Genomic DNA, 20,186 nt, shown 5'->3' with positions numbered 1-20,186 from the left:
GATACCGCGATTATTGGCCGATTCATATCCGGTCTGTTATTAGGTGCTTACGTTTGAGAGAACCAAATTCAATTAAAAGACAATCGACGCAAAAAAGGCGCCACCCCTCATTGGGCAGCGCCTTTCAGCTATGCTAATTCACTCAGTAAACGTTTGGCATTAAAATAGTACCACTGCACAGCTGGCACTAAACCTGCATCATCGATAATTAAATCAGCATGATGCCAATCCGAATTCCCATGACTACCGATAAAAGCAAATACACTAGGAATTCGCTGACTAAAGTAGGCAAAATCCTCACCAGCACTAGATGGCGTTGGCGCAACTACATTAAAATGCTGACGGCTTTCAGCCGCAACAATTTTCGTCAACCGCGGATCATTATCAACCACATCTGGCCCCGTTTGCCAATTGATTTCTGCTTCAACCCCATACGCCGCGGCTTGGCCGTTGACGATTTCAATGAAGCGTTTCTGCGCCAAGGCACGTGCTTTTTGGTCAAATGTCCGTACCGTTCCTTCAAACCACGCTGTCTCCGGCAACACATTCCACGTGCTGCCACCTTCAATATGAGTGACAGAAACGACTACCGCCTGTTGCGGATCCTGATTGCGGCTGACAATCGACTGGACCGCACCAACTGTTGCTGCCAAAGCGACCACTGGATCAGCACCTAATTGCGGCATTGCGGCGTGCGTGCCCACACCATGAAAGGTCACCGTAAACTGATCGACCGCTGCCATCAAACCGCCAGCCAATAAGCCAATCGTTCCCGCTGGTAAATCAGGCTTATTATGGAAGCCAATAATCGCATCTAACCCATCAACACCACCAGCATCTGTTACTTCCTGCGCGCCAACATGCGTTTCCTCAGCCGGCTGAAATACCACTCGCACTGTGCCAGTTAACTGTTCCGCTGCCAACTTTTCTGCCGCACCTAACAACGCCGTCATATGAAAATCATGCCCACAAGCATGCATAACACCCGTATTTGCCGACGCATAATCCAAGCCAGTTGCTTCCTGGATCGGTAATGCATCAATATCTGAGCGTAACCCAATCACTGGCTTACCCGTACCAATTTCCGCAATCACGCCAGTTTTCAACCCAGCTGGCGTAATGATCCGATAGCCTAGTTCACGTAACTTTTCCGTTAAATATTTAGTTGTCGCGAACTCCTGATCCGATAATTCGGGATGTTGATGGAGATAGTGGCGAATCTGGGTGAGATGTTCTTGTTCTGTTATTGTCTCTGTTGCCATTATAGCTCAGCTTCTTCCTTTACTGTAAATCCTTCTGCAGCCATCCAAGCCGCATGTTTTGCTTCAAAAATCGCTAAGCCAGTATTCATACGTTTAAAGCCTAAGTTCTGATACCAACCCACTGTTTTAGGATGTGTATACAAAATAATATTGCATTGTTGGTAACGCTGAATCAAACGCTGAATCATCGCCTGTCCAATTCCTTGATGATGATATGCCTCTGCCACCGCTACATTATAGATAGCCGCCTGACTAATACCATCCGAAAGTACTCGGCTACAGCCAATTAATTCTTCATCTGCATAAGCAAAAAGAACACCATGGCTATTTTTGAATGTTGCATACTGTACTTGCTCATCAGCCGAACTTAAGCCAAAATAATTGAGCAATTCAGTAACCCGTGTAAAGTCGACATCCCGCAAGTTTTCCTTGAACCAAATTTTTGCTTGAACCACGCATAATCACCTTCTAAGCTAAAAACCGTTGACGATCATTTGCTTCTAACCAGACATTTAAGTCTGGACCTTTAGGTAACACACGAAATTCTGTATCGCTACCACTTAAATGTCCCGAAACATGATAATGTAATTTAATTGCATGAAAATCAGTATTATTTTTAAATGCCGGAATGCTGTACAGATCCTTTGCATAATTCCACAAATTAGGATAATCACGTAATCGTTTTTTATTACAACGAAACTTATCGTAATAAGCAGCGTCAAAACGCGCTAATGTTGTATACAAACGAACATCACTATCAGTCAAATGATCACCAAACAAATAGCGTTGTTTACTTAAGCGTTCCTCTAGCCAGTCTAGTCGAGCAAACAAAGCGTTATATGCGGCTTCATATGCGGCTTGTGACTGTGCAAAACCAGCTTTATAAACGCCATTATTTACATCATGAAAAATAATTTCGTTCAATGTATCAATATCTTCCCGTAGCTCTTCTGGATATAGATCAGGGGCATCTGGACGCTGATATTTCTTCCAAGCATCCTCAAAGTAATTAGTCAGTTTAAAATAATTATTGTTAACTACTTTTCCAGTTGTTAAATCAACTACCGCAGGAACCGTTGGCCGCCCAGTATAATCAGGATCAGCTTTTAAATATGCTTCGGACAATTCATGAATACCTAAGACAGGATCAACATTATTAGGATCTAGCGTAAAGGCCCAATCAGCAGTATCTTTTTGTGGACGCAACGGACTTGCTTTACCAATACTGATTGCATCTTCCAGTCCTAACAATTCACGAACAATTGCTGAACGCGTAGCCCAAGGGCAAGCCGCTGACCACAACAATCGATAACGGCCCGCTTCTACTGGTAGTTCACCAGGTTGATCACCAAACGGGGTTGTAAATTCATTTTCTTGTCGTTCAAACTTACCGCTAGCTAAGATTTCAGCTGGTTTAAGTGCCTCACTCATATTAATCTCTCCTCTATTTCACTTTTTGTTGAAATGCCAATATTTAAAATGATAATTTAACTAAAAACTTGTTGATTAAAACGACTTAGAAATTGCTGTGTACGTTCATTTTTAGGATTTTTAAAAATCTGTTCTGGCGTTCCTTCTTCAAGGATTCCACCTTGATCAAAAAATAAAACCCGTGTTGCTACTTGTTGTACAAAAGCCAATTCATGAGAAATTAAAACTACGGTTTGATTAGGGTTTTGTAAAACAACTTGACGTAATGTTGCTAATACTTCACCAACTAGTTCTGAATCCAATGCTGAAGTTGGTTCATCTAACAATAGAGTTGAACTGTTCATAGCCAACGCTCGAGCAATTCCAACTCGTTGTTTTTGCCCACCTGATAGTTGTCCTGGATAATAATCCGCATGGTCAACTAATCCAACTAACGTTAACTTCTCTAAAGCAATTTTTTCGGCTTCACTTCTGGATAACTTTTTAACGACTAGCAAACCTTCTAAAACGTTCTCCAGTACCGTTTTCTGCCGGAACAGATTAAATTGTTGGAAAACCATTGTTGTCTGTTGACGAAACTTGGTTAATTGCGTCTGTGATATTTTTGCACCAGCTTGATAAGCCACTTGGTTGAATTCAATGCTACCTTGATCCGGCGTTTCCAATAGATTAAGACAGCGAAGCAAGGTTGACTTACCAGCACCAGAAGGTCCAATAATTGCCACAATCTCGCCAGCAGCAATTTCCAAATTCAAGTCGGAAAAAATAGTATTATTATGGAAGCTTTTACTAAGTCCTTTGATTTTAATCAAGTGTTTCACCTCGCTTAACAACGCTAGCAGGATGCTTCAATAAATTGAAGTTTACTTTTTTAGCTGGCTGTGGTGCTTGCTGTTGCTGGAAACGTGTGATTCGTTTTTCTACTAACCGAATCAACTGTTCCGTAATAATCGTCAATCCCCAATAAATAATTGCTAATGCCAGATAGACTTCGAAGTACCGATAATCATTGCCGGCAATAATTTGACCGCGTGCAGTCATTTCAACCACTGAAGCAACAAAGGCTAATGAAGTATTCTTCATTAAACTGATTAATGCGTTACCTAATGTTGGTAATGCAATAACGAACGCTTCAGGAACAATAATTCGGCGTAAAATTTGCCACTGCGTTTCGCCTAAAGCAGTAGCAGCTTCTATTTCACCTGCATCAACTGCTTGCAATGCGCCACGAATGTTTTCTGAATTATAAGCAGCTTCATTTAGCGAAAATGTGACTAATACAAATAACAATCCTGGAACATTGTTAACATTAAGATGCGTCCCCCAATAGTAATTAGCATATTGTAAAACAATTGGAATTCCGTAATAAGTCACATAAAGTTGAACTAGAATCGGTGTCCCTCGAGTAAATGAAACAAAAATGGCCAGTAACCGATCAAGAACCGGAACACGATGAATCTTAACCATGGCAATCCCTAATCCAAGAATCAAACCAATCACTAAAGAGATGATGGTAATCAACAAAGTTTCTGGCAAATAGGCCAATAATTTAGGAATATCGCGTAATACCAATTGCGGATCAAATACTTTAGCCATAAATACACTTTCCTTCACATTTATTCTGACTTAGGCGAGTAATCAGCACCAAAGAATTTTTTACTGATTTTCTTCAACGTGCCATTTTTTTCTAGCTTAGCCAACCCACGATTTAACGCCTGATTAATTTTCTTACCTTGTGCATCCTTAGCAGTTAGAAAATAACTATGTGGTACACCAATCTTCTTAACATCACTCTTTTTCAGTACAACCATTTTCAAATCGGTAAACTTGTACTGCTGATTAATGTTTTTATATAACGGTGCATCCAATAACGCAAAATCATATTTACCAGTCTGGACATCCTGTAAAACCTTTGGCACTTCACTGCTGGTGTACGTTAACTTGGCCTGATTTTTTGGATGTGCTTTATTATAATTCTCTATTGCTAAGGTAAAATTGACACCAGTCTGGCTTGCAATCGAATGACCACCAATATCAGCTAACGATTTGATTGAATTATTGCCTTTACGAACAACAATTGCGTAACTATCATCAAATATAGGATTAGAATAAGTGTATTTTTTTGCCCGTTGCGGATTCCAACCAAAATTATTAGCCCCAATCTGGTAACGACCTGAATCAACACCGCCAAGTACCGCTGTAATTTCTGCCTTTTTATAGTTAAACTTATAAGCCGGTGTGATTTTATCAATTGCTCTTAATACTTCAATATCATAGCCGGTCAATTTATTAGTATCATCAACATATGTGTATGGTTTAGGTTGGCCTGAAGTTCCGACCGTTACAGTTGTTGCCGCTTGTACATTACTCGATAGTAACAAGCCAACACTCAATAATCCCGCAGTTACAGCTAACTTAATCGCTTTATTTCTCATCATCAATTCCCCCAAGCTATGTTTAGTTAAATTTACGCTGATCTGGAACCAGCCAATCCTTCTCATCTGGTCCAACTGCTAATAGATTATATGGATTATTGACTTTATTTAATAATTGATAACCCTGTTTGATTCCCGTGAAATTAGTTGAAGCGCCAAATTCAGGCTTTTGATATAAACCACGTGCATAAGCCCATAAATTAGGAAAGTCACGTAATAAATTACGGTTAGTATGAAAGACTGGATAATAAGCAACATCAAATCGTGCCAAGGTTACATATAAGCGAATGTCTGAATCAGTTAGCTGATCACCAAAGAGATAGCGCTGCTGGCTTAAACGATTTTCTAACCAATCCAAACGTTTAAACAAAACGTCATACGCTTCTTCATAAGCAGCTTGTGACTGTGCAAAACCAGCTTTATAAACACCATTATTGACCTCATGAAAAATAATATCGTTTAAATCATCTATTTCTGAGCGTAATTTTTCGGGGTACAAATCAGGTGCATCCGTTTTATGTAACGGTTTAAAAGCAACTTCTAATTGATTAGTTAGGGTGAAGTAGTCATTGTTAACAACTTTACCAGTAGTGAGATCGACTATTGCTGGTACGGTAGCCCGTCCTGTATAGCTGGGATCACTACGCTGGTAGATAGTAGGTAAATCAGCTACCCCTAACACGGGATCTAAGCCAGTCAATGACTTTGCAAACGTCCAACCATGATCTGAGCGTACAGGTCCAACTTCGCCTAAACTAATAGCATCCTCTAAACCTAACAAAGCACGTGCAATGACCGCACGCTGTGACCAAGGACAAGTTTGTGACCAAATTAAGCGGTAACGCCCAGTTTCAACTGGAAATTCACCAGATTTATTTCCAAAACGTCCCGTAAAATAATTAGCTTGTCGTTGAAAATGTCCGTCTTCGGTAATTTCGTGTGCATCTTCTGAAAACGCAATATGACTTGATTCTGGTTCTGTTTTTTCATTTTTTTGTTCCTGTGAAAAATCAATACTGCATGAAACACCTGAATCATCAGTATTTACTTGTGATAAAATTGCTTTCAAATCTTCTGCCATTGTGCATCGACCTTCCGTAAAAAAATTTGTATAAAAAAACGCACTTTCGTCCAACAGTTCTTCTATGAACCATTCAGGACGAAAGCGCGTTTGACTTTCGTGTTACCACCATCATTTGCCATCACTTCACAGTAATAGCCTCAACATGTACAAACTGAGCCACTCAATTGATACACTGGCGCTATAACAGGCGCACCTGCGTTGAACTCATATTGCCCAACTTACTCCAAGATCATCTTCGTTACGTGCGTACCTACCTAATTTCATCAAAACATAGGCTTTCTGTTAGGTAACAATGTAACTACTCTTCTTTTCATCGTTTAATGTTTTATTCGATTGGTTCAAATTATAATGAGCCACTTACCAATTGTCAATAACTTTTTTATTTTTCTTAAAGTTCTGATTCCGCTCTATGTTTAAGCTATTACGCTCAAACTATTGATTTCAAAAACAACTTGACAAGTTAAATTGAAAAGTTTATCTTTAAGCGCAATCATTAAAACTAAATAACAATGCGATGAAGAGAAGAGTAAACATAGTAATCTAAAAAGCGAGTATCGGTCGGTGAAAGGATACTAGACGAAAATGTTGAAAATGAACTTGGAGCATATCTATTGAACTAAAAATAGATCGGCGGCTACCTGTTGGTGTGGCACAGTTTTATTGCAAATCTATTTGCGTTGTAATACGAACTGGTAGTGGTCACTATTGTGAAATAGTGATAAATGATGGTGGTACACGAGCAATACTCGTCCTGACGTAAGCATACGTTGGGACTTTTTTTATATTATTTTTTGGAGGGGATCATATGTACAAACGTATTTTAGCATTAAGTATAGCAGCCACTTTATTAGCTGTTACATTACCTTTTCGCTCAGTTGCAGCAAAATCGGAAGTATTTCACAGTACTAGTAATGCGCCAATCGAAAGTCTTGATAGCACTAAGTACTCACTGGCTGTCAGTACCGAAGCAATCAAAGCTTATTCAGAGGGTCTTTATACATATGACCAGAATAATAAGGTCACCCCTGGCATGGTCAAAGGGCAACCTCAAGTCAATCAAGCAAAAACAGTATATACTTTTACCTTACGAAACGCTAAATGGTCTAACGGTACTGCAGTAACCGCAGACGATTTTGTCTACGCTTGGCAACGATTAGCTAACCCAAAAACCGCTTCGACTAATGCTTTCCGAATCGATTTTATCAAAAATGGCGAAGCCGTACGTTTGGGTAAAAAACCGGTGACGGACCTAGGCGTCAAAGCAGTCAATGACCATACACTACAAGTCACCCTAGCTCAACCGATTCCATTTTTAAAGCAATATCTTACTGGCGCACCATTTATGCCAATTAACCGGAAATATGCTGAAGCACAAGGTGCCAAATACGGTACTTCTGCCAAACATGTTTTAGCTAACGGCCCATTCATCGTCAAAGGTTGGACTGGCACTAATGATACATGGGAATATGTTCGCAATCCAACGTATTGGGATGCTAAGAGTGTTAAATTATCTAAAGCTACTGTCCAAGTTGTTAAAGAATCAGCAACTGCGGCCAACTTATTTGACAGCAAACAAATTGATTATGCCGTTCTAGGTGACAATAATTTACAACGCTATACTGGCAAACAAGTTCTGCATAAAGAAACGACGCCAACTATGGGGTATGTTAGCATTAATAACAAGCGTTCAGTCACAAAGAATCGTCACTTACGTTTAGCATTAGCACAAGCTTTTAATAAAAATTCATTAACCAAAAATATTTTAAAAGATGGTTCTGTAGCTCTAAATGGCTTAATTCCAACTAGCTTCGCCCAATCATCTGCTGGAAAAGATTATCGTAAATCAACGGGACAATTACTACCGTATTCGCCAGCTAAGGCAAAAGTTAATTGGAAACTTGCTGAAAAAGAATTAAATAAAAAGAAAGTCACACTAGAATTATTAGTTGCTGATACACCACAAGCTAAAACTGTGGGTGAATTTTTACAAAGTCAAATCGAAAAGCATTTACCTGGTGTAACAATCACGCTCAAATCTGTTCCAGTTGCTCAACGAATTCAAGCTGAACGGGATGGTAAATACGATTTAGCATTTGGAACTTGGGCACCTGATTACGCTGATCCAATCGATTTTCTAGCCCTATATCAATCTAGCAGCCAGATAAACTTTTCTAAATACGATAATACGAGTTATGATAAAAAGTTAACAGCTATTACCGAAACATTAGCGACTGAACCAACCGCACGTTGGCAAAAAATGCAACAAGCTGAAAAACAATTGATTCAGCAGGATGCTGCTTTAGCACCAGTTTATCAAGCTGGCGTTAGTTACTTACAGCGCTCATCAATCCACGGGTTACAATTATCTAAATTTGGTTCAATCGTCGATTATAAATACGTAACTGTCAAGTAAAGGAGGTTATTTTAAATGAAACCATTAATAGCTATTGTGGCTAACGAATACCAGTTTGCTGAGAACGTTTTTCATAATCATCCAGCTAGTTATGTACCCCAATTTTTTCTAACTGCGATTGAAATAGCTGGTGGCGTCCCATTGATTCTACCATTAGTTGACCGCACAGCTATTTCCCGTTATATTTTCTTGGCGGATGGCTTCGTATTAACTGGTGGTCAAGGTGTCTCACCTTTTCTATACGGTGAGGAACCGCAGCCTAAATTAGGTATGACCCTATTACAGCGTGATTTATTTGAAATTGATTTGGTTAAAGCTGTTGCAGAAACTCAAAAACCATTATTAGGTATATGTCGTGGTATGCAAGTGCTTAACGTTGCACTAGGAGGAACACTATATCAGAATTTAGCTTATCGTAACCAACCTAGTTTAAAGCACATGCAAATACCATCGCCTGACACACAACCGACACATACTGTTCAATTAGCTCCGAAAACGTTCTTAGCAAAAGCGTTTGGAAAGTCTGTGTTGGTAAACTCCTTACATCAACAGGCTGTTAAACAGATTGCACCTTCACTAAGAACCATTGCTCAAAGTTCGGATCACGTTATCGAGGCTGTTGATTCAACAACTACTCAGCAATTTTCAGGGGTGCAATGGCATCCAGAAATGCTATTAGATTATGATCAACGTCAAATTGCTATTTTTAAAGATTTAATTTCGAAAGCACAATAAAAAAAGGTTCCCGTCATTATCAAATTGATAATGACGGGAACCTTTTTCCACTCTGACTGAGATTTGTAGTTACCCGTTATATTTTCATTCATCCACGCGCACAAAAATCCCCAGTGGATCCACAATAATTTGGCTAGTATCGGCGGTTTGATAATAAAGATCTGCGTTTTCGCCAGCCGTATTTAACATATTAATTTGTGCGACATCCAAAACTGAATTGAACAGCGAAGTCAGCTTAACTGTTTTATAGGATTTGATATTTTGTTTGTAAATCGCGTGACTGGTGCTTTGGTTCATCCCCTCAAATTGATATAACATCGGTGAAGTCGTAAACTGCAATGATTTTTTATCAGGGTTCACAATCGGCTGCGCGTGAGTTGCGGCATACATGGTTTTAGTCAAATAGTCGCCAGTGCCATGCGTGTAGGCTGCCATGAAATCCTTCAGTGAATACAAGCTGGCAAAATAGCGCAGCTGGCCGGTAAACCGGTAAAAGGTTGCACTGCTGCTTCCTGTGCCAATATAGCTAACCACCATAACGTGGCCTTTGTGGTCGTTGCTCACTGTCAGCATAGCTAATTGCTTTTTTTGGTATTGCAAATAGGCCGCCGGAATTTGATAGGTTTTATTGCGATAAGTATAATTTTCGATTTTACCGGCTAACGGCGCTTGCTGGGTTGCTATTTTACTTGCAGCATGGATTGGTGTCGGTAAAAGTAGTAAGGCTAACAACGCCATTAACCAGGATAAACGTTTTAATTGCATGATTAATTTCCTTATTCTTTAATTTTATTGCCAAAATAACTTAAAACAATATCGTTTCTATTTTAGCATAGTTCGCAATTGTTATAACAAAAAGCCGATGTCATTTAACGTAACATGGCGTAGGCGTATCGCTTTATAATCAGTCGCTTTTCAATCGCTAAGCTTGCTTAAAATTAAATTTTGATGTGTAAATCTTTATTTTCTAACTATTTTATAATTTTAATTGACTTCTATTTTTGAAACCCGTTAAATTAAAGATAACCAATCAATAACTCATTGTTTTCTAATCAAATCAATTGAGTGCATCTAGGAGGTTTTGACGGTGACAACTTATCAAGCAACATTTAAATCAAGCGGTACAACTTATCATTATTACGACATTAACGCTTGGGCGCAGGCGCAACATTTTGATATTAGCCAATTGCCTTACTCATTGCGTGTGCTATTAGAAATGACGCTCCGTCAGCAGAAGACTGATCCCGCGCCATTTCTAAGTTGGCCTGCTGCGACGCAAGATATCGCATTTAAACCTGAAAGAGTTATTTTACAGGACTTTACGGGTGTGCCCGCTTTAGTTGATTTAGCGGCTATGCGTAGCCAGCTAGTCACTGACGGCGGCGATCCTGATGCCATTAATCCTGATGTGCCTGTTGATTTGATTATTGATCACTCCGTCCAAGTCGATCGAGCTGGGGATGGTGCTGCCTTCAAAACGAATATTGAAAAAGAATTTGCCCGTAATCATGAGCGTTATCAATTTCTTAAATGGGCGCAGCAAGCCTTCAAAAATTTGCGGATCGTTCCACCGGATACTGGGATTATTCATCAAATCAACTTAGAATATTTGGCTAGCGTTGTGCGGACAACCAAAGAAAATGGTGCGCACCTCGCTTTTCCTGACACAGTTGTTGGTACTGACTCGCATACAACTATGGTTAATTCATTAGGTGTACTCGGCTGGGGCGTCGGCGGTATTGAAGCTGAAGCAAGCATGCTGGGCGAACCTTCTTACATGCAAATTCCGCAAGTAGTCGGCGTTCGGCTAACTCATCAACTACCAAAAGGTGCAACTGCCACTGATTTAGCGCTAACTGTCACTAAATTATTGCGCGCACACAATGTGGTCGGTAAATTTGTCGAATTTTATGGCCCTGGCTTAGCGGCTTTATCCGTAGCCGATCGGGCAACAATTGCTAATATGGCACCTGAATACGGGGCAACTGCCAGCTTTTTCCCAATTGATCAACAGACCTTAAATTATCTCAAATTAACCAATCGCAGCGCTGCACAAATTCAATTGATCAGTGATTACGCTCAACAAAATCATTTATTCCATGATGGCAGCGAGCAATGTCATTATTCAGAAACCGAGAACCTTGATTTGACCACAATTGTGCCTAGCTTGGCTGGGCCCAGTCGCCCGCAGGATCTCGTCCCATTGACTAATCTAAAACAGCAATTTACTGATTCAGAAACGTTAGCGGTCACGATTGATGGTCAACAGTTCAACCTGCAACGTGGTGATTTGGCGATTGCTGCAATCACGAGCTGCACAAATACATCAAATCCAAGTCTATTATTAACCGCGGGCTTGATCGCACAAAAAGCTGTCGCCGCTGGTTTACACGTCCCTGCTTATGTTAAGACGTCCTTTGCCCCCGGTTCTAAAGTGGTGACCGCTTATCTTGCTGCCGCCGGCTTGCAATCTGCACTGGACCAGCTTGGTTTCAATTTAGTCGGTTATGGTTGTACCACTTGTATCGGTAACTCTGGCCAACTCAAGCCAGAAATGCAACAGGCCGTAGCGGCGGCTGATTTTCCAATTGCCGCCATTGAATCCGGTAATCGTAACTTTGCTGGCCGCGTCAATCCGTTGGTAAAGGATACCTATTTAGCATCACCGCCGCTGATTGTCGCTTACGCCTTAGCTGGCACGTTAAAAATTAATTTAGCCACCGAGCCACTTGGTTACGATCATGCTGGGGAACCTGTTTTCTTGAAGGATTTATGGCCGGCTGCAAGTGCAGTCAGTGCCTTGATTCAGCAAACAGTCACCGCCGATACGTTCAAGCGCGAATACGCTTCGCTATTAACTGCTAATGAAACCTGGAACGCACTACCGGCACCAACTGGCAGCAGTTATGCTTGGCAAGCTGACTCGACCTATATTGCCTTACCACCATTTTTCGAAAAATTGACCCACCATACTGGTTTGCCGACATTCACAAAGCTGCGCGCTTTGGCAAAATTTGGTGATTCAATTACTACTGATCATATTTCACCGGCAGGCTTCATTGGGCAAAATACCCCAGCTGGCCAGTATTTGCGGTCTAAAAATATTGCACCGCTTGACTTTAATTCTTACGGCTCGCGGCGCGGTAATCACAATGTGATGATGCGCGGTACCTTGGCCAATATTCGGATTCAAAATCAGCTTACACCGGAAAAAGAAGGCGGCTATACACGCTATTGGCCGACTGATGAAGTCTTACCAATTTATGATGCCGCCACTAAATATCAGGCGGACGGCACTGGCCTCGTTATTTTAGCGGGCAAAGATTATGGTATGGGCTCATCCCGTGACTGGGCAGCCAAAGGGGTTAAGTTGCTCGGCGTTAAAGTCGTCATCGCCGAAAGTTTTGAGCGAATTCATCGCGCTAACTTAGTGATGATGGGCGTGTTGCCCTTACAATTTCAAGCTGGGGAAAACGCCACTAGCTTAGGCTTAACCGGTGCCGAAACCTTTGCCATTAGCTTTACTGATCATACGGCCAATATTGTAGCGACTGCAACAACTGGTGAACAAACCAAGTTCACCGCTAAATTACGTTTCGATACACCAACTGACATGACTTATTACGAAAATGACGGCATCTTACCCTTAGTACTACGACGTAAAGCAAACTTAGCTTAAACAGTTTTTAACAGAGGAGGTTCCATATGGATTTACCTAAAGGTCTAGCTGGCGTGGTCATTGCGGACACTGCCATTAGCTCAACGAAAAACGATATGTTAACTTATGCTGGCTATCCAATCACCGAATTAATTGCCAATGACGTGCCCTATGAAGCAGTCGTTTTCTTGCTTTGGCATCAGCGTCTACCCACTAGCGAAGAATTACGCAATTTTCGTGCGGCGTTGTTTGCTGAAATGGAATTAGCGCCCGACTTTCTCGCGACATTAAAGAAAATCAGTAAAATTCAGCGCCACCCAATGAGTTTGTTGCGGACTAGTGTTTCTTTCTTGGGCTCGATCGAATCAAAAGCAGAAAGTAACGCCACCGCAATTCAAGCTAAAATGTTGATGATCGTCGCGATGATCGTGCGTTTACGCGCTAATAAAAAGCCGCTAAAAGCCCGCCGTGAGCTAGACTTTGCTGGTAACTTCGTTTATTTATTGACAGGCAAAGTTCCGAATGCTGCGGAAGATGCGCTGTTCAACAAAGTCTTGTTACTACATGCCGATCACGAATTCAACGCTTCAACTTTTACCGCACGGGTGGCTGCGTCAACTAACGCTGACGAGTATTCCTGCTTAACTGCCGCAATTTGCGCCCTCAAAGGCCCCTTGCACGGCGGTGCTAATGAACAAGTTTACTTCTTGTTGGAAGAAATTCGTAAAAGCGGGCAAAGTGTCGCCGATTATTTAGCTGCTCGCTTAGCTAAACACGAAAAGATCATGGGCTTTGGCCATCGAATCTACAAAAATGGTGATCCACGTGCTTTTTATCTGCATGATTACGCTAAAACAATGGCGGAACATTATGATCAAATGGCGATGTTTAATTTGGCTGAATCAGTGGCTGCTTACATGTTGCAGACCAAAAATTTAAAACCAAATGTTGATTTTTACGCCGCGATTATTTACCATTGCCTAGGTATACCTCACGATATTTTCACACCAATTTTCGCGGTCAGTCGCACAGCTGGCTGGTTGGCCCATATCCGTGAACAAAAAGCCGCTAGTTATCTGATTCGCCCTAGTTCCCACTACACTGGCGAATACAATAAAAAAGTGCCTGGTGAGTTGCAATTAAGCGACTTAACGCCACGACCATTTAAGCAAGAAGGTGGTGCAGCACTATGACAGTGATTACTAAACAAAATGGACAGCTAAAAGTGCCGGCGCAACCAACGATTCCATTTATCGCTGGTGATGGTATCGGTCCTGAAATCTGGGCCGCTGCACAACCGTTATTTGACGCTGCCGTTACCGCCGTTTATGGCGCTACCAAAGCGGTTGACTGGCAACCGCTTTTAGCCGGTGAGGCAGCCTTCAAAGCTACCGGTGAATGGCTACCACAAGCAACCTTGGATGCACTAAAAACTAATCTAGTTGCAATCAAAGGCCCACTGACAACACCAATTGGCGGCGGCCATCGTTCCCTTAATGTCACCCTGCGCCAAAAATTTGATCTCTACGCTTGCTTCCGCCCGATTCACTATTTTGCCGGCACACCATCCCCACTTAAGCAGCCGGAAAAAACCGAAATGGTCGTTTTTCGTGAAAATACTGAGGATATTTATGCTGGTATCGAATATGCACCTGGCGCAGCTAGTGCCCAGTTGCGGCAACTGTTGGCGGCAGACCAGCAGCTAAGCAAAGTTCGTTTTCCAGAAGAAAGTGCCTTTGCGCTTAAACCAATCTCAAAAAGCGGCAGTCAACGCTTAGTTAAAAGCGCAATCGACTACGCCCTAGCTAATCACTTGCCCTCAGTGACTTTGGTTCACAAAGGCAATATTATGAAACTAACCGAAGGCGGCTTCAAAAAATGGGGCTACGCATTAGCCGAACAGACGTATGCTGACCAGGTATTCACTTGGGAAACCTATCGCCGCTTAGCTGAAACTGATCAGACTGCCGCCGATGCCGCTTATCAGGCCGCCCAGCAAGCCGGCAAATTGATCATCAAAGATGTGATCACCGATAACTTTTTCCAGCAAGCACTGATCGCGCCAGAACAATTTTCCGTGGTCGCTACGCCTAATCTAAATGGCGACTACATTTCTGATGCCTTAGCCGCTCAAGTCGGGGGCATCGGCATCGCACCTGGCGCCAATATCAACTATGAAACTGGTGCGGCAATTTTTGAAGCGACTCACGGCACCGCGCCACAATTTGTCGGTCAAAACAAATTGAATCCCACGTCGATTATTTTATCCGGCGCGCTGTTATTCGATTATATCGGTTGGCCAGAAGTTGCCACCAAGATCCGCCAAGCCGTGGCCGCTGCCATTTTACAAAAGCACGTAACTTGGGATTTTGCCACTAAAATTCCTGGCGCCACGCAACTAAGTACCAGCGATTTTGGCGCTTATTTAATAACGCAATTGTCCTAGTACAAAGGAAATTCGTGTTTAATCATGTACCTAATAAAACGATAAAACGGTGAACCTAGCATTATGCCAGATTCACCGTTTTATTGTCTGCCGAATTTGCTGGATATCATTTGGTGTCGTGCGGCAACAACCACCAATTAATTGTGCGCCTGCTGCTTGCCACTGCGGCACTAATGTCCTAAATTGTGGGGTGTTCGGCTGTGTGTGCCAAGTTTTATCACTGGGATCATACGCTTCGCCAGAGTTGGGATAGACCAATAATGGCTTAGTCGTTGCTGCCCGCAATGCTTTTAAAGCCGCGGTCACATTTATCAACGCAGTACAATTCACTCCTAGCGCAACAACTTGTGGCTGTTGATTTAAGTAAGCCACCACCTCAGTCAGAGGGGTTCCGTCACACAATGTATGCGCGTCCTTAATGCTTAGCCCCACCCATGCGAGTTGTTGTGGAAATTCTGCTTGCAATAAGTCAATTTCGGCTTGAATTTCAGCAAAATTTGGCTGCGTTTCTAATGCTAAAACATCAACGCCACTGGCCACTAATTGAGCAATTCTAGGATAATGAAATATTTGATAGGCTTGGCGACTTAGCTGATAAGCGCCAGTATATTCACTGCCATCTGCTAAATAAGCACCGTAAGGGCCAACACTCCCAGCAATATATAAATCGCGCGGTTCGGTTTGCGTAGCCAGATAATCTTGCCGAGCTTGTTGTGCAACTTGAACCGCTTTAGCAATTAAAGCTTTACTGGCCGCCGCGCTCAACCCAATTTTTTCAAATGCGGGCACATTCGCCTGATAAGTATTCGTGATCGCCACATCAGCGCCAGCATCAAAATAGCTGCGGTGCACCGCATAAACTGCATTAGGATCAGTTAATAAGGCCCGTGCCGACCATAAATCGCTATTTGTATCTACGCCACGTTTTTCCAGTTCGGTGGCCATTGCCCCGTCCAAAACTAGCGGCTGCGTCACTGCTTGTCGAAAATCCATGCTGCCACCTTCCTTAATTTAAGATAGATTTTTCAATTAGAACATGCTATCGTAGTTTCATTAAGCTTTTCTCATCATATTCTAATTTCATTAAAATTTCAATCTTCTGGAGGCCTTTTTCATGGCACAAGCAACACTAAAACGTAAAATGGAAGCACGCCATTTACTGATGATTTCGCTTGGCGGCGTCATCGGTACCGGCTTATTTCTCAGTTCTGGCTACACGATTCATCAAGCAGGCCCGATTGGCACAATCTTGGCTTACGCACTAGGCGCCATATTGGTCTACCTAGTCATGCTTTGTCTCGGCGAGTTAGCAGTTGCCATGCCTTACACAGGTTCGTTTCATGTTTACGCCACTAAATACATTGGTCCCGGTACTGGTTTCACAGTTGCGTTATTGTATTGGCTGACCTGGACTGTCGCGTTAGGTTCCGAGTTCACTGCTTCAGGACTGATCATGCAAAAATGGTTTCCCGGCACGCCAACCTGGTTGTGGAGTATGTTATTTATGATTGCTATTTTTATCGCCAATGCGTTATCAGTGCGTTTTTTTGCCGAAACAGAATTTTGGTTTTCCAGCATAAAAGTGATCGCCATCATCGCTTTTATTTTACTTGGCGGTGCTGCCATCGTTGGCTTACTCCCTATTAGCGGCTATCACCACGCGCCCGGCTTACATAATTTAACTGCTGGCGGTATTTTTCCTAACGGTATCAAGGCTGTATTCACCACAATGTTAACGGTCAATTTTGCCTTTTCCGGTACTGAACTGATTGGTGTAACTGCTGGCGAAACCAAGGATCCGGCCAAAAATATTCCCAAAGCTATTCGCACCACCTTGTTACGGCTGTGTCTCTTTTTTATTGGTAGTATTATCGTTATGGCCGCATTGATTCCCTATCAAAAAGCCGGCGTCAATCAAAGCCCGTTCGTACTAGTTTTCCGTCAAATTGGTCTGCCGTTTGCTGGTGACCTCATGAATTTCGTGGTGCTCACAGCAATATTATCCGCTGCTAATTCAGGCCTTTATGCCTCTACCCGGATGCTATGGTCATTAGCCAACGAAAAAATGATTCCCGCTCGTATCGCCAAAACAACAAAAAGTGGCATTCCGCTGTTAGCCTTATGTCTTAGTATGATTGGTGGTATTCTGGCCTTACTTTCTAGCGTAGTCGCTGCCGAAACAGTCTACCTCGTGTTAGTTTCGATTTCTGGCTTGGCAGTCGTTATTGTGTGGATGGCAATCGCCTTGTCCCAACTTAACTTCCGAAAACAATTCCTAGCTGAAGGCCACCAGTTAAGTGAATTAGCTTACCGCACACCAGGTTATCCGTGGGTGCCACTAGCTGCCTTTATTCTGAGCTTGCTGTCCTGTGTTTTGATTATTTTTGATCCGACACAACGACCAGCACTATTCTACATGATACCCTTTATCATTATTTGTTATCTGATATATTACATCAAAGCTGGTTTAAAAAAGCGCCACCCACAAACTAATCCTGCGCCAAGCCATAAAAGTTAGTGTATGATAACAGTATTAAGAAGACGAGGTGTTTAGATGCAAAAATTACAATTCGCCGCTGGCACAACCAGCGATGACTCAAAAAATACACGTTTACAAGATGATTTTTACGCGGCAATCAATGCCGACTGGCTAAAAACGGCCAAAATTCCGGCTGATCGCCCAGCAACTGGTGGCTTTCAAGATCTAGTTGAAAACATTGAGCAAACGTTAATGGCTGATTTTGCCGCAATGCAAAGCGGTGAAACAAAGCCAACCAATCCACTACTAAGTGAATTTTTAAAATTCTACACTTTAGCTGCTGATTTTGAACAGCGCAATAGTCAAGCGGCAGCGCCACTTAAGCCTTATTTAGACCGTATTGCAAAATACGATAACTTGGCAGCATGGCAAGCTGACCTCAAAAATTGGGTTCTAGATGGCCTACCGGTACCGTTTGATTTGGACGTGGACGCCGACATGAAAAACACAAAGGTCAACGCCTTATTCGCCAGCGCACCTGGTTTATTTTTACCAGACAAAACTTATTATACCGCTGACAATCCAAGCGGTCCGCAATTACTCCAAGTTTTCCAACAAATGATGCAACAATTGCTGGAAATGGCTGGTTACAGTAGCGCAGCAACTAAATTAATTTTGGAACAAGCATTAGCTTTCGATAAAAGTTTAGCGCCGCACGTCAAAAGTGCGGAGGAATCAGCAGATTATAGCAAAATGTACAATCCACAGACTTTTGCTGAATTTACTGCACAAAGCAGCCATATTGACTTTGCTCGTTTGATTCCCGAATTAATTGGCGCGCAACCAGAAAAAATCATTGTCACTCAGCCGAAGTTCTTTGCTACCTTTGATGAAATCGTCACTGCAGAAAACTTTGAGCTATTGAAAAGCTGGCTAATTGTCAACACAGTCCGCAGTATGGCCGGTTATTTAAGCAATGACTTCCGCGAAATCGGTGGTATTTATGGCCGTGCTTTATCCGGTAGTAAAGAAGCAATGAAGCCACAAAAGAGCGCTTATTATCTTGCTACTGGCCAGTTTGACCAAGTTGTCGGCGATTATTATGGTCGCAAATACTTTGGTGAAGCCGCAAAAGCTGACGTACACAAAATGGTCGTTAAAATGATCAGCGTTTATAAGAAACGCCTACAAAATAACGATTGGCTCTCTGCTGCCACACGACAAAAAGCCGTTGTTAAATTGGATAACTTAGGTATTCAAGTCGGCTATCCCGATCAGATCAAGCCACTATTCAAAAAATTCACCGTCAACACTGGCGCCAGCTTATTAGCCAACGCCATGCATTTTGACCAGATCGCCATTGCCGAACGCTTTAGCAAATGGAATCAGCCAGTAGAACGGACAGAATGGGAAATGAGCGCTAATACCGTTAACGCCTATTACCATCCTTTCCGCAATATCATTGTGTTTCCTGCAGCAATTTTGCAAGCACCATTTTATAGCTTAGAACAGTCATCTAGCGCTAACTACGGCGGAATTGGTGCCGTAATTGCCCATGAAATCTCGCATGCTTTCGATAATAATGGTGCGTTGTTCGATGAATTTGGTAATTTGCATAATTGGTGGACTAAAGCCGATTCAGCGCATTTCAAAACCTTAGCGCAAGCAATGATCAATGAATTCAATGGTATCTCCTTTGCTGGTAGCCAAGTCAACGGCAAGCTCACCGTATCGGAAAACATTGCTGATGCTGGTGGTTTGAGTTGCGCTTTAGAAGCTGCCAAAGGTGAAGCTGATGTTAATTTGACGACTTTCTTCACTAACTGGGCAACCATTTGGCGGACTAAGGCACAGCCAGAATATCAACAATTGCTTTTATCCATCGACGTTCACGCACCTGCAAAATTACGCGCCAACGTACAAGTTCAGAACTTTGCCGATTTTTACAGCACCTTTAAGATTGAAAAAGCTGACGCAATGTATTTAGCACCAGAAAACCGTGTCAGCATCTGGTAAGTATGTTATAATCACAACTAAGGTGCCAGACCTTACAGACCCTCGAGTCTGTGCGCGCATTTATAAGTCGCGCCGCGTTCTTTATTGAACGCCCAGCAGCCACTACCAACTACATTGGTGGCTGCTTTTTTGTTGGAAAAAATAACGTCCTGCCGCAACTGGCAGAACGTTATTTTGGCTCTATACTTTATCCTGTTGATAGATTGCTCAAAGTGGTAATCTATTAG

Annotated in this window: 17 protein-coding genes; 7 read left to right on the top strand and 10 right to left on the bottom strand. The window is 42.3% G+C overall.

The features are described from left to right. Window positions 1–128: 128 nt before the first annotated feature. From EKM80_RS12465 to EKM80_RS12435, 7 genes are read right to left on the bottom strand one after another with little or no spacing between them, the layout of a single operon-like run. A complete protein-coding gene (locus EKM80_RS12465) occupies window positions 129–1,262 on the bottom strand; it encodes an amidohydrolase (protein WP_125553701.1) in 1,134 nt (377 codons plus the stop codon). Next, window positions 1,262–1,717: a GNAT family N-acetyltransferase gene (locus tag EKM80_RS12460; RefSeq protein WP_125553699.1), complete on the bottom strand. Its 456-nt coding sequence runs from the start codon at window positions 1,715–1,717 to the stop codon at window positions 1,262–1,264. The genes EKM80_RS12465 and EKM80_RS12460 overlap by 1 nt, the downstream gene beginning before the upstream one ends. 13 nt (window positions 1,718–1,730) lie before the next feature. Continuing rightward, entirely contained in the window at window positions 1,731–2,693 is a 963-nt protein-coding gene (locus EKM80_RS12455) for a glutathione S-transferase family protein (RefSeq protein ID WP_125553697.1), read from the bottom strand. A gap of 56 nt (window positions 2,694–2,749) precedes the next feature. Then, the gene (locus tag EKM80_RS12450) at window positions 2,750–3,505 is read right to left on the bottom strand and encodes an amino acid ABC transporter ATP-binding protein (protein ID WP_125553695.1); all 756 of its coding nucleotides are present in this window, start codon (window positions 3,503–3,505) and stop codon (window positions 2,750–2,752) included. Continuing rightward, window positions 3,498–4,289 carry an amino acid ABC transporter permease gene (locus EKM80_RS12445; protein WP_125553693.1) on the bottom strand — a complete coding sequence of 264 codons (792 nt, stop codon included), beginning with the start codon at window positions 4,287–4,289 and terminating at the stop codon, window positions 3,498–3,500. The genes EKM80_RS12450 and EKM80_RS12445 overlap by 8 nt, the downstream gene beginning before the upstream one ends. A gap of 20 nt (window positions 4,290–4,309) precedes the next feature. Continuing rightward, on the bottom strand, window positions 4,310–5,131 hold the full coding sequence (locus EKM80_RS12440; protein ID WP_164509559.1) for a transporter substrate-binding domain-containing protein: 822 nt from the start codon (window positions 5,129–5,131) through the stop codon (window positions 4,310–4,312). Window positions 5,132–5,150: 19 nt separating this feature from the next. Beyond that, window positions 5,151–6,209 (bottom strand): glutathione S-transferase family protein, encoded by a 1,059-nt coding sequence (locus tag EKM80_RS12435; protein ID WP_125553689.1) that lies wholly within the window; start codon window positions 6,207–6,209, stop codon window positions 5,151–5,153. An 808-nt stretch (window positions 6,210–7,017) separates the two neighbouring features. Between EKM80_RS12435 and EKM80_RS12430 the strand changes: the two genes are divergently transcribed. Together EKM80_RS12430 and EKM80_RS12425 are read left to right on the top strand one after the other, a co-directional pair. Beyond that, window positions 7,018–8,625 carry a peptide ABC transporter substrate-binding protein gene (locus EKM80_RS12430; RefSeq protein WP_125553686.1) on the top strand — a complete coding sequence of 536 codons (1,608 nt, stop codon included), beginning with the start codon at window positions 7,018–7,020 and terminating at the stop codon, window positions 8,623–8,625. Between the two features lie 15 nt (window positions 8,626–8,640). After that, a complete protein-coding gene (locus tag EKM80_RS12425; protein WP_125553684.1) occupies window positions 8,641–9,360 on the top strand; it encodes a gamma-glutamyl-gamma-aminobutyrate hydrolase family protein in 720 nt (239 codons plus the stop codon). An 84-nt stretch (window positions 9,361–9,444) separates the two neighbouring features. On the opposite strand, the gene EKM80_RS12420 is transcribed toward EKM80_RS12425, so the two are convergent. Next, entirely contained in the window at window positions 9,445–10,125 is a 681-nt protein-coding gene (locus EKM80_RS12420) for a hypothetical protein (RefSeq protein WP_125553682.1), read from the bottom strand. Between the two features lie 322 nt (window positions 10,126–10,447). On the opposite strand from EKM80_RS12420, the gene acnA reads away from it, so the two are divergent. From acnA to icd, 3 genes are read left to right on the top strand one after another with little or no spacing between them, the layout of a single operon-like run. Then, the gene (acnA, locus tag EKM80_RS12415; RefSeq protein WP_125553680.1) at window positions 10,448–13,039 is read left to right on the top strand and encodes an aconitate hydratase AcnA; all 2,592 of its coding nucleotides are present in this window, start codon (window positions 10,448–10,450) and stop codon (window positions 13,037–13,039) included. A 26-nt stretch (window positions 13,040–13,065) separates the two neighbouring features. Further along, entirely contained in the window at window positions 13,066–14,211 is a 1,146-nt protein-coding gene (locus EKM80_RS12410) for a citrate/2-methylcitrate synthase (RefSeq protein WP_125553678.1), read from the top strand. After that, window positions 14,208–15,464, top strand: coding sequence for an NADP-dependent isocitrate dehydrogenase (icd, locus tag EKM80_RS12405; RefSeq protein ID WP_125553676.1), 1,257 nt, complete (start codon window positions 14,208–14,210; stop codon window positions 15,462–15,464). Before EKM80_RS12410 ends, icd begins: the two co-directional genes overlap by 4 nt. 72 nt (window positions 15,465–15,536) lie before the next feature. Here the strand turns inward: icd and mmuM are convergent, their stop codons facing one another. Beyond that, entirely contained in the window at window positions 15,537–16,457 is a 921-nt protein-coding gene (gene mmuM / locus EKM80_RS12400; RefSeq protein ID WP_125553674.1) for a homocysteine S-methyltransferase, read from the bottom strand. Between the two features lie 121 nt (window positions 16,458–16,578). Between mmuM and EKM80_RS12395 the strand changes: the two genes are divergently transcribed. Continuing rightward, a complete protein-coding gene (locus tag EKM80_RS12395) occupies window positions 16,579–17,982 on the top strand; it encodes an amino acid permease (RefSeq protein WP_125553672.1) in 1,404 nt (467 codons plus the stop codon). A gap of 36 nt (window positions 17,983–18,018) precedes the next feature. Further along, complete coding sequence (locus EKM80_RS12390) at window positions 18,019–19,959, top strand: M13 family metallopeptidase (protein WP_125553670.1); 1,941 nt, start codon at window positions 18,019–18,021, stop codon at window positions 19,957–19,959. 32 nt (window positions 19,960–19,991) lie between these two features. Here the strand turns inward: EKM80_RS12390 and EKM80_RS15060 are convergent. Further along, window positions 19,992–20,186 (bottom strand): hypothetical protein (locus EKM80_RS15060; protein ID WP_225418883.1); only part of this gene is annotated, 195 nt, incomplete at its 5' end.

Source organism: Loigolactobacillus jiayinensis (assembly GCF_003946445.1).
GTDB classification, from domain to species: Bacteria; Bacillota; Bacilli; order Lactobacillales; family Lactobacillaceae; genus Loigolactobacillus; species Loigolactobacillus jiayinensis.
Note: the sequence above shows the minus strand (reverse complement) of the source record. Positions and strands in the feature narration are given on the sequence as shown.

Bases quoted from the DNA above. Each gene is read 5' to 3' on its own strand.
- EKM80_RS12435 (WP_125553689.1), bottom strand. From the start codon at position 6,209: ATGGCAGAAGATTTGAAAGCAATTTTATCACAAGTAAATACTGATGAT.
- EKM80_RS12425 (WP_125553684.1), top strand. From the start codon at position 8,641: ATGAAACCATTAATAGCTATTGTGGCTAACGAATACCAGTTTGCTGAG.
- EKM80_RS12445 (WP_125553693.1), bottom strand. From the start codon at position 4,289: ATGGCTAAAGTATTTGATCCGCAATTGGTATTACGCGATATTCCTAAA.
- EKM80_RS12410 (WP_125553678.1), top strand. From the start codon at position 13,066: ATGGATTTACCTAAAGGTCTAGCTGGCGTGGTCATTGCGGACACTGCC.
- EKM80_RS12440 (WP_164509559.1), bottom strand. From the start codon at position 5,131: ATGATGAGAAATAAAGCGATTAAGTTAGCTGTAACTGCGGGATTATTG.
- EKM80_RS12455 (WP_125553697.1), bottom strand. From the start codon at position 2,693: ATGAGTGAGGCACTTAAACCAGCTGAAATCTTAGCTAGCGGTAAGTTT.
- EKM80_RS12390 (WP_125553670.1), top strand. From the start codon at position 18,019: ATGCAAAAATTACAATTCGCCGCTGGCACAACCAGCGATGACTCAAAA.
- mmuM (WP_125553674.1), bottom strand. From the start codon at position 16,457: ATGGATTTTCGACAAGCAGTGACGCAGCCGCTAGTTTTGGACGGGGCA.
- EKM80_RS12420 (WP_125553682.1), bottom strand. From the start codon at position 10,125: ATGCAATTAAAACGTTTATCCTGGTTAATGGCGTTGTTAGCCTTACTA.
- EKM80_RS12465 (WP_125553701.1), bottom strand. From the start codon at position 1,262: ATGGCAACAGAGACAATAACAGAACAAGAACATCTCACCCAGATTCGC.
- EKM80_RS12430 (WP_125553686.1), top strand. From the start codon at position 7,018: ATGTACAAACGTATTTTAGCATTAAGTATAGCAGCCACTTTATTAGCT.
- icd (WP_125553676.1), top strand. From the start codon at position 14,208: ATGACAGTGATTACTAAACAAAATGGACAGCTAAAAGTGCCGGCGCAA.
- EKM80_RS12395 (WP_125553672.1), top strand. From the start codon at position 16,579: ATGGCACAAGCAACACTAAAACGTAAAATGGAAGCACGCCATTTACTG.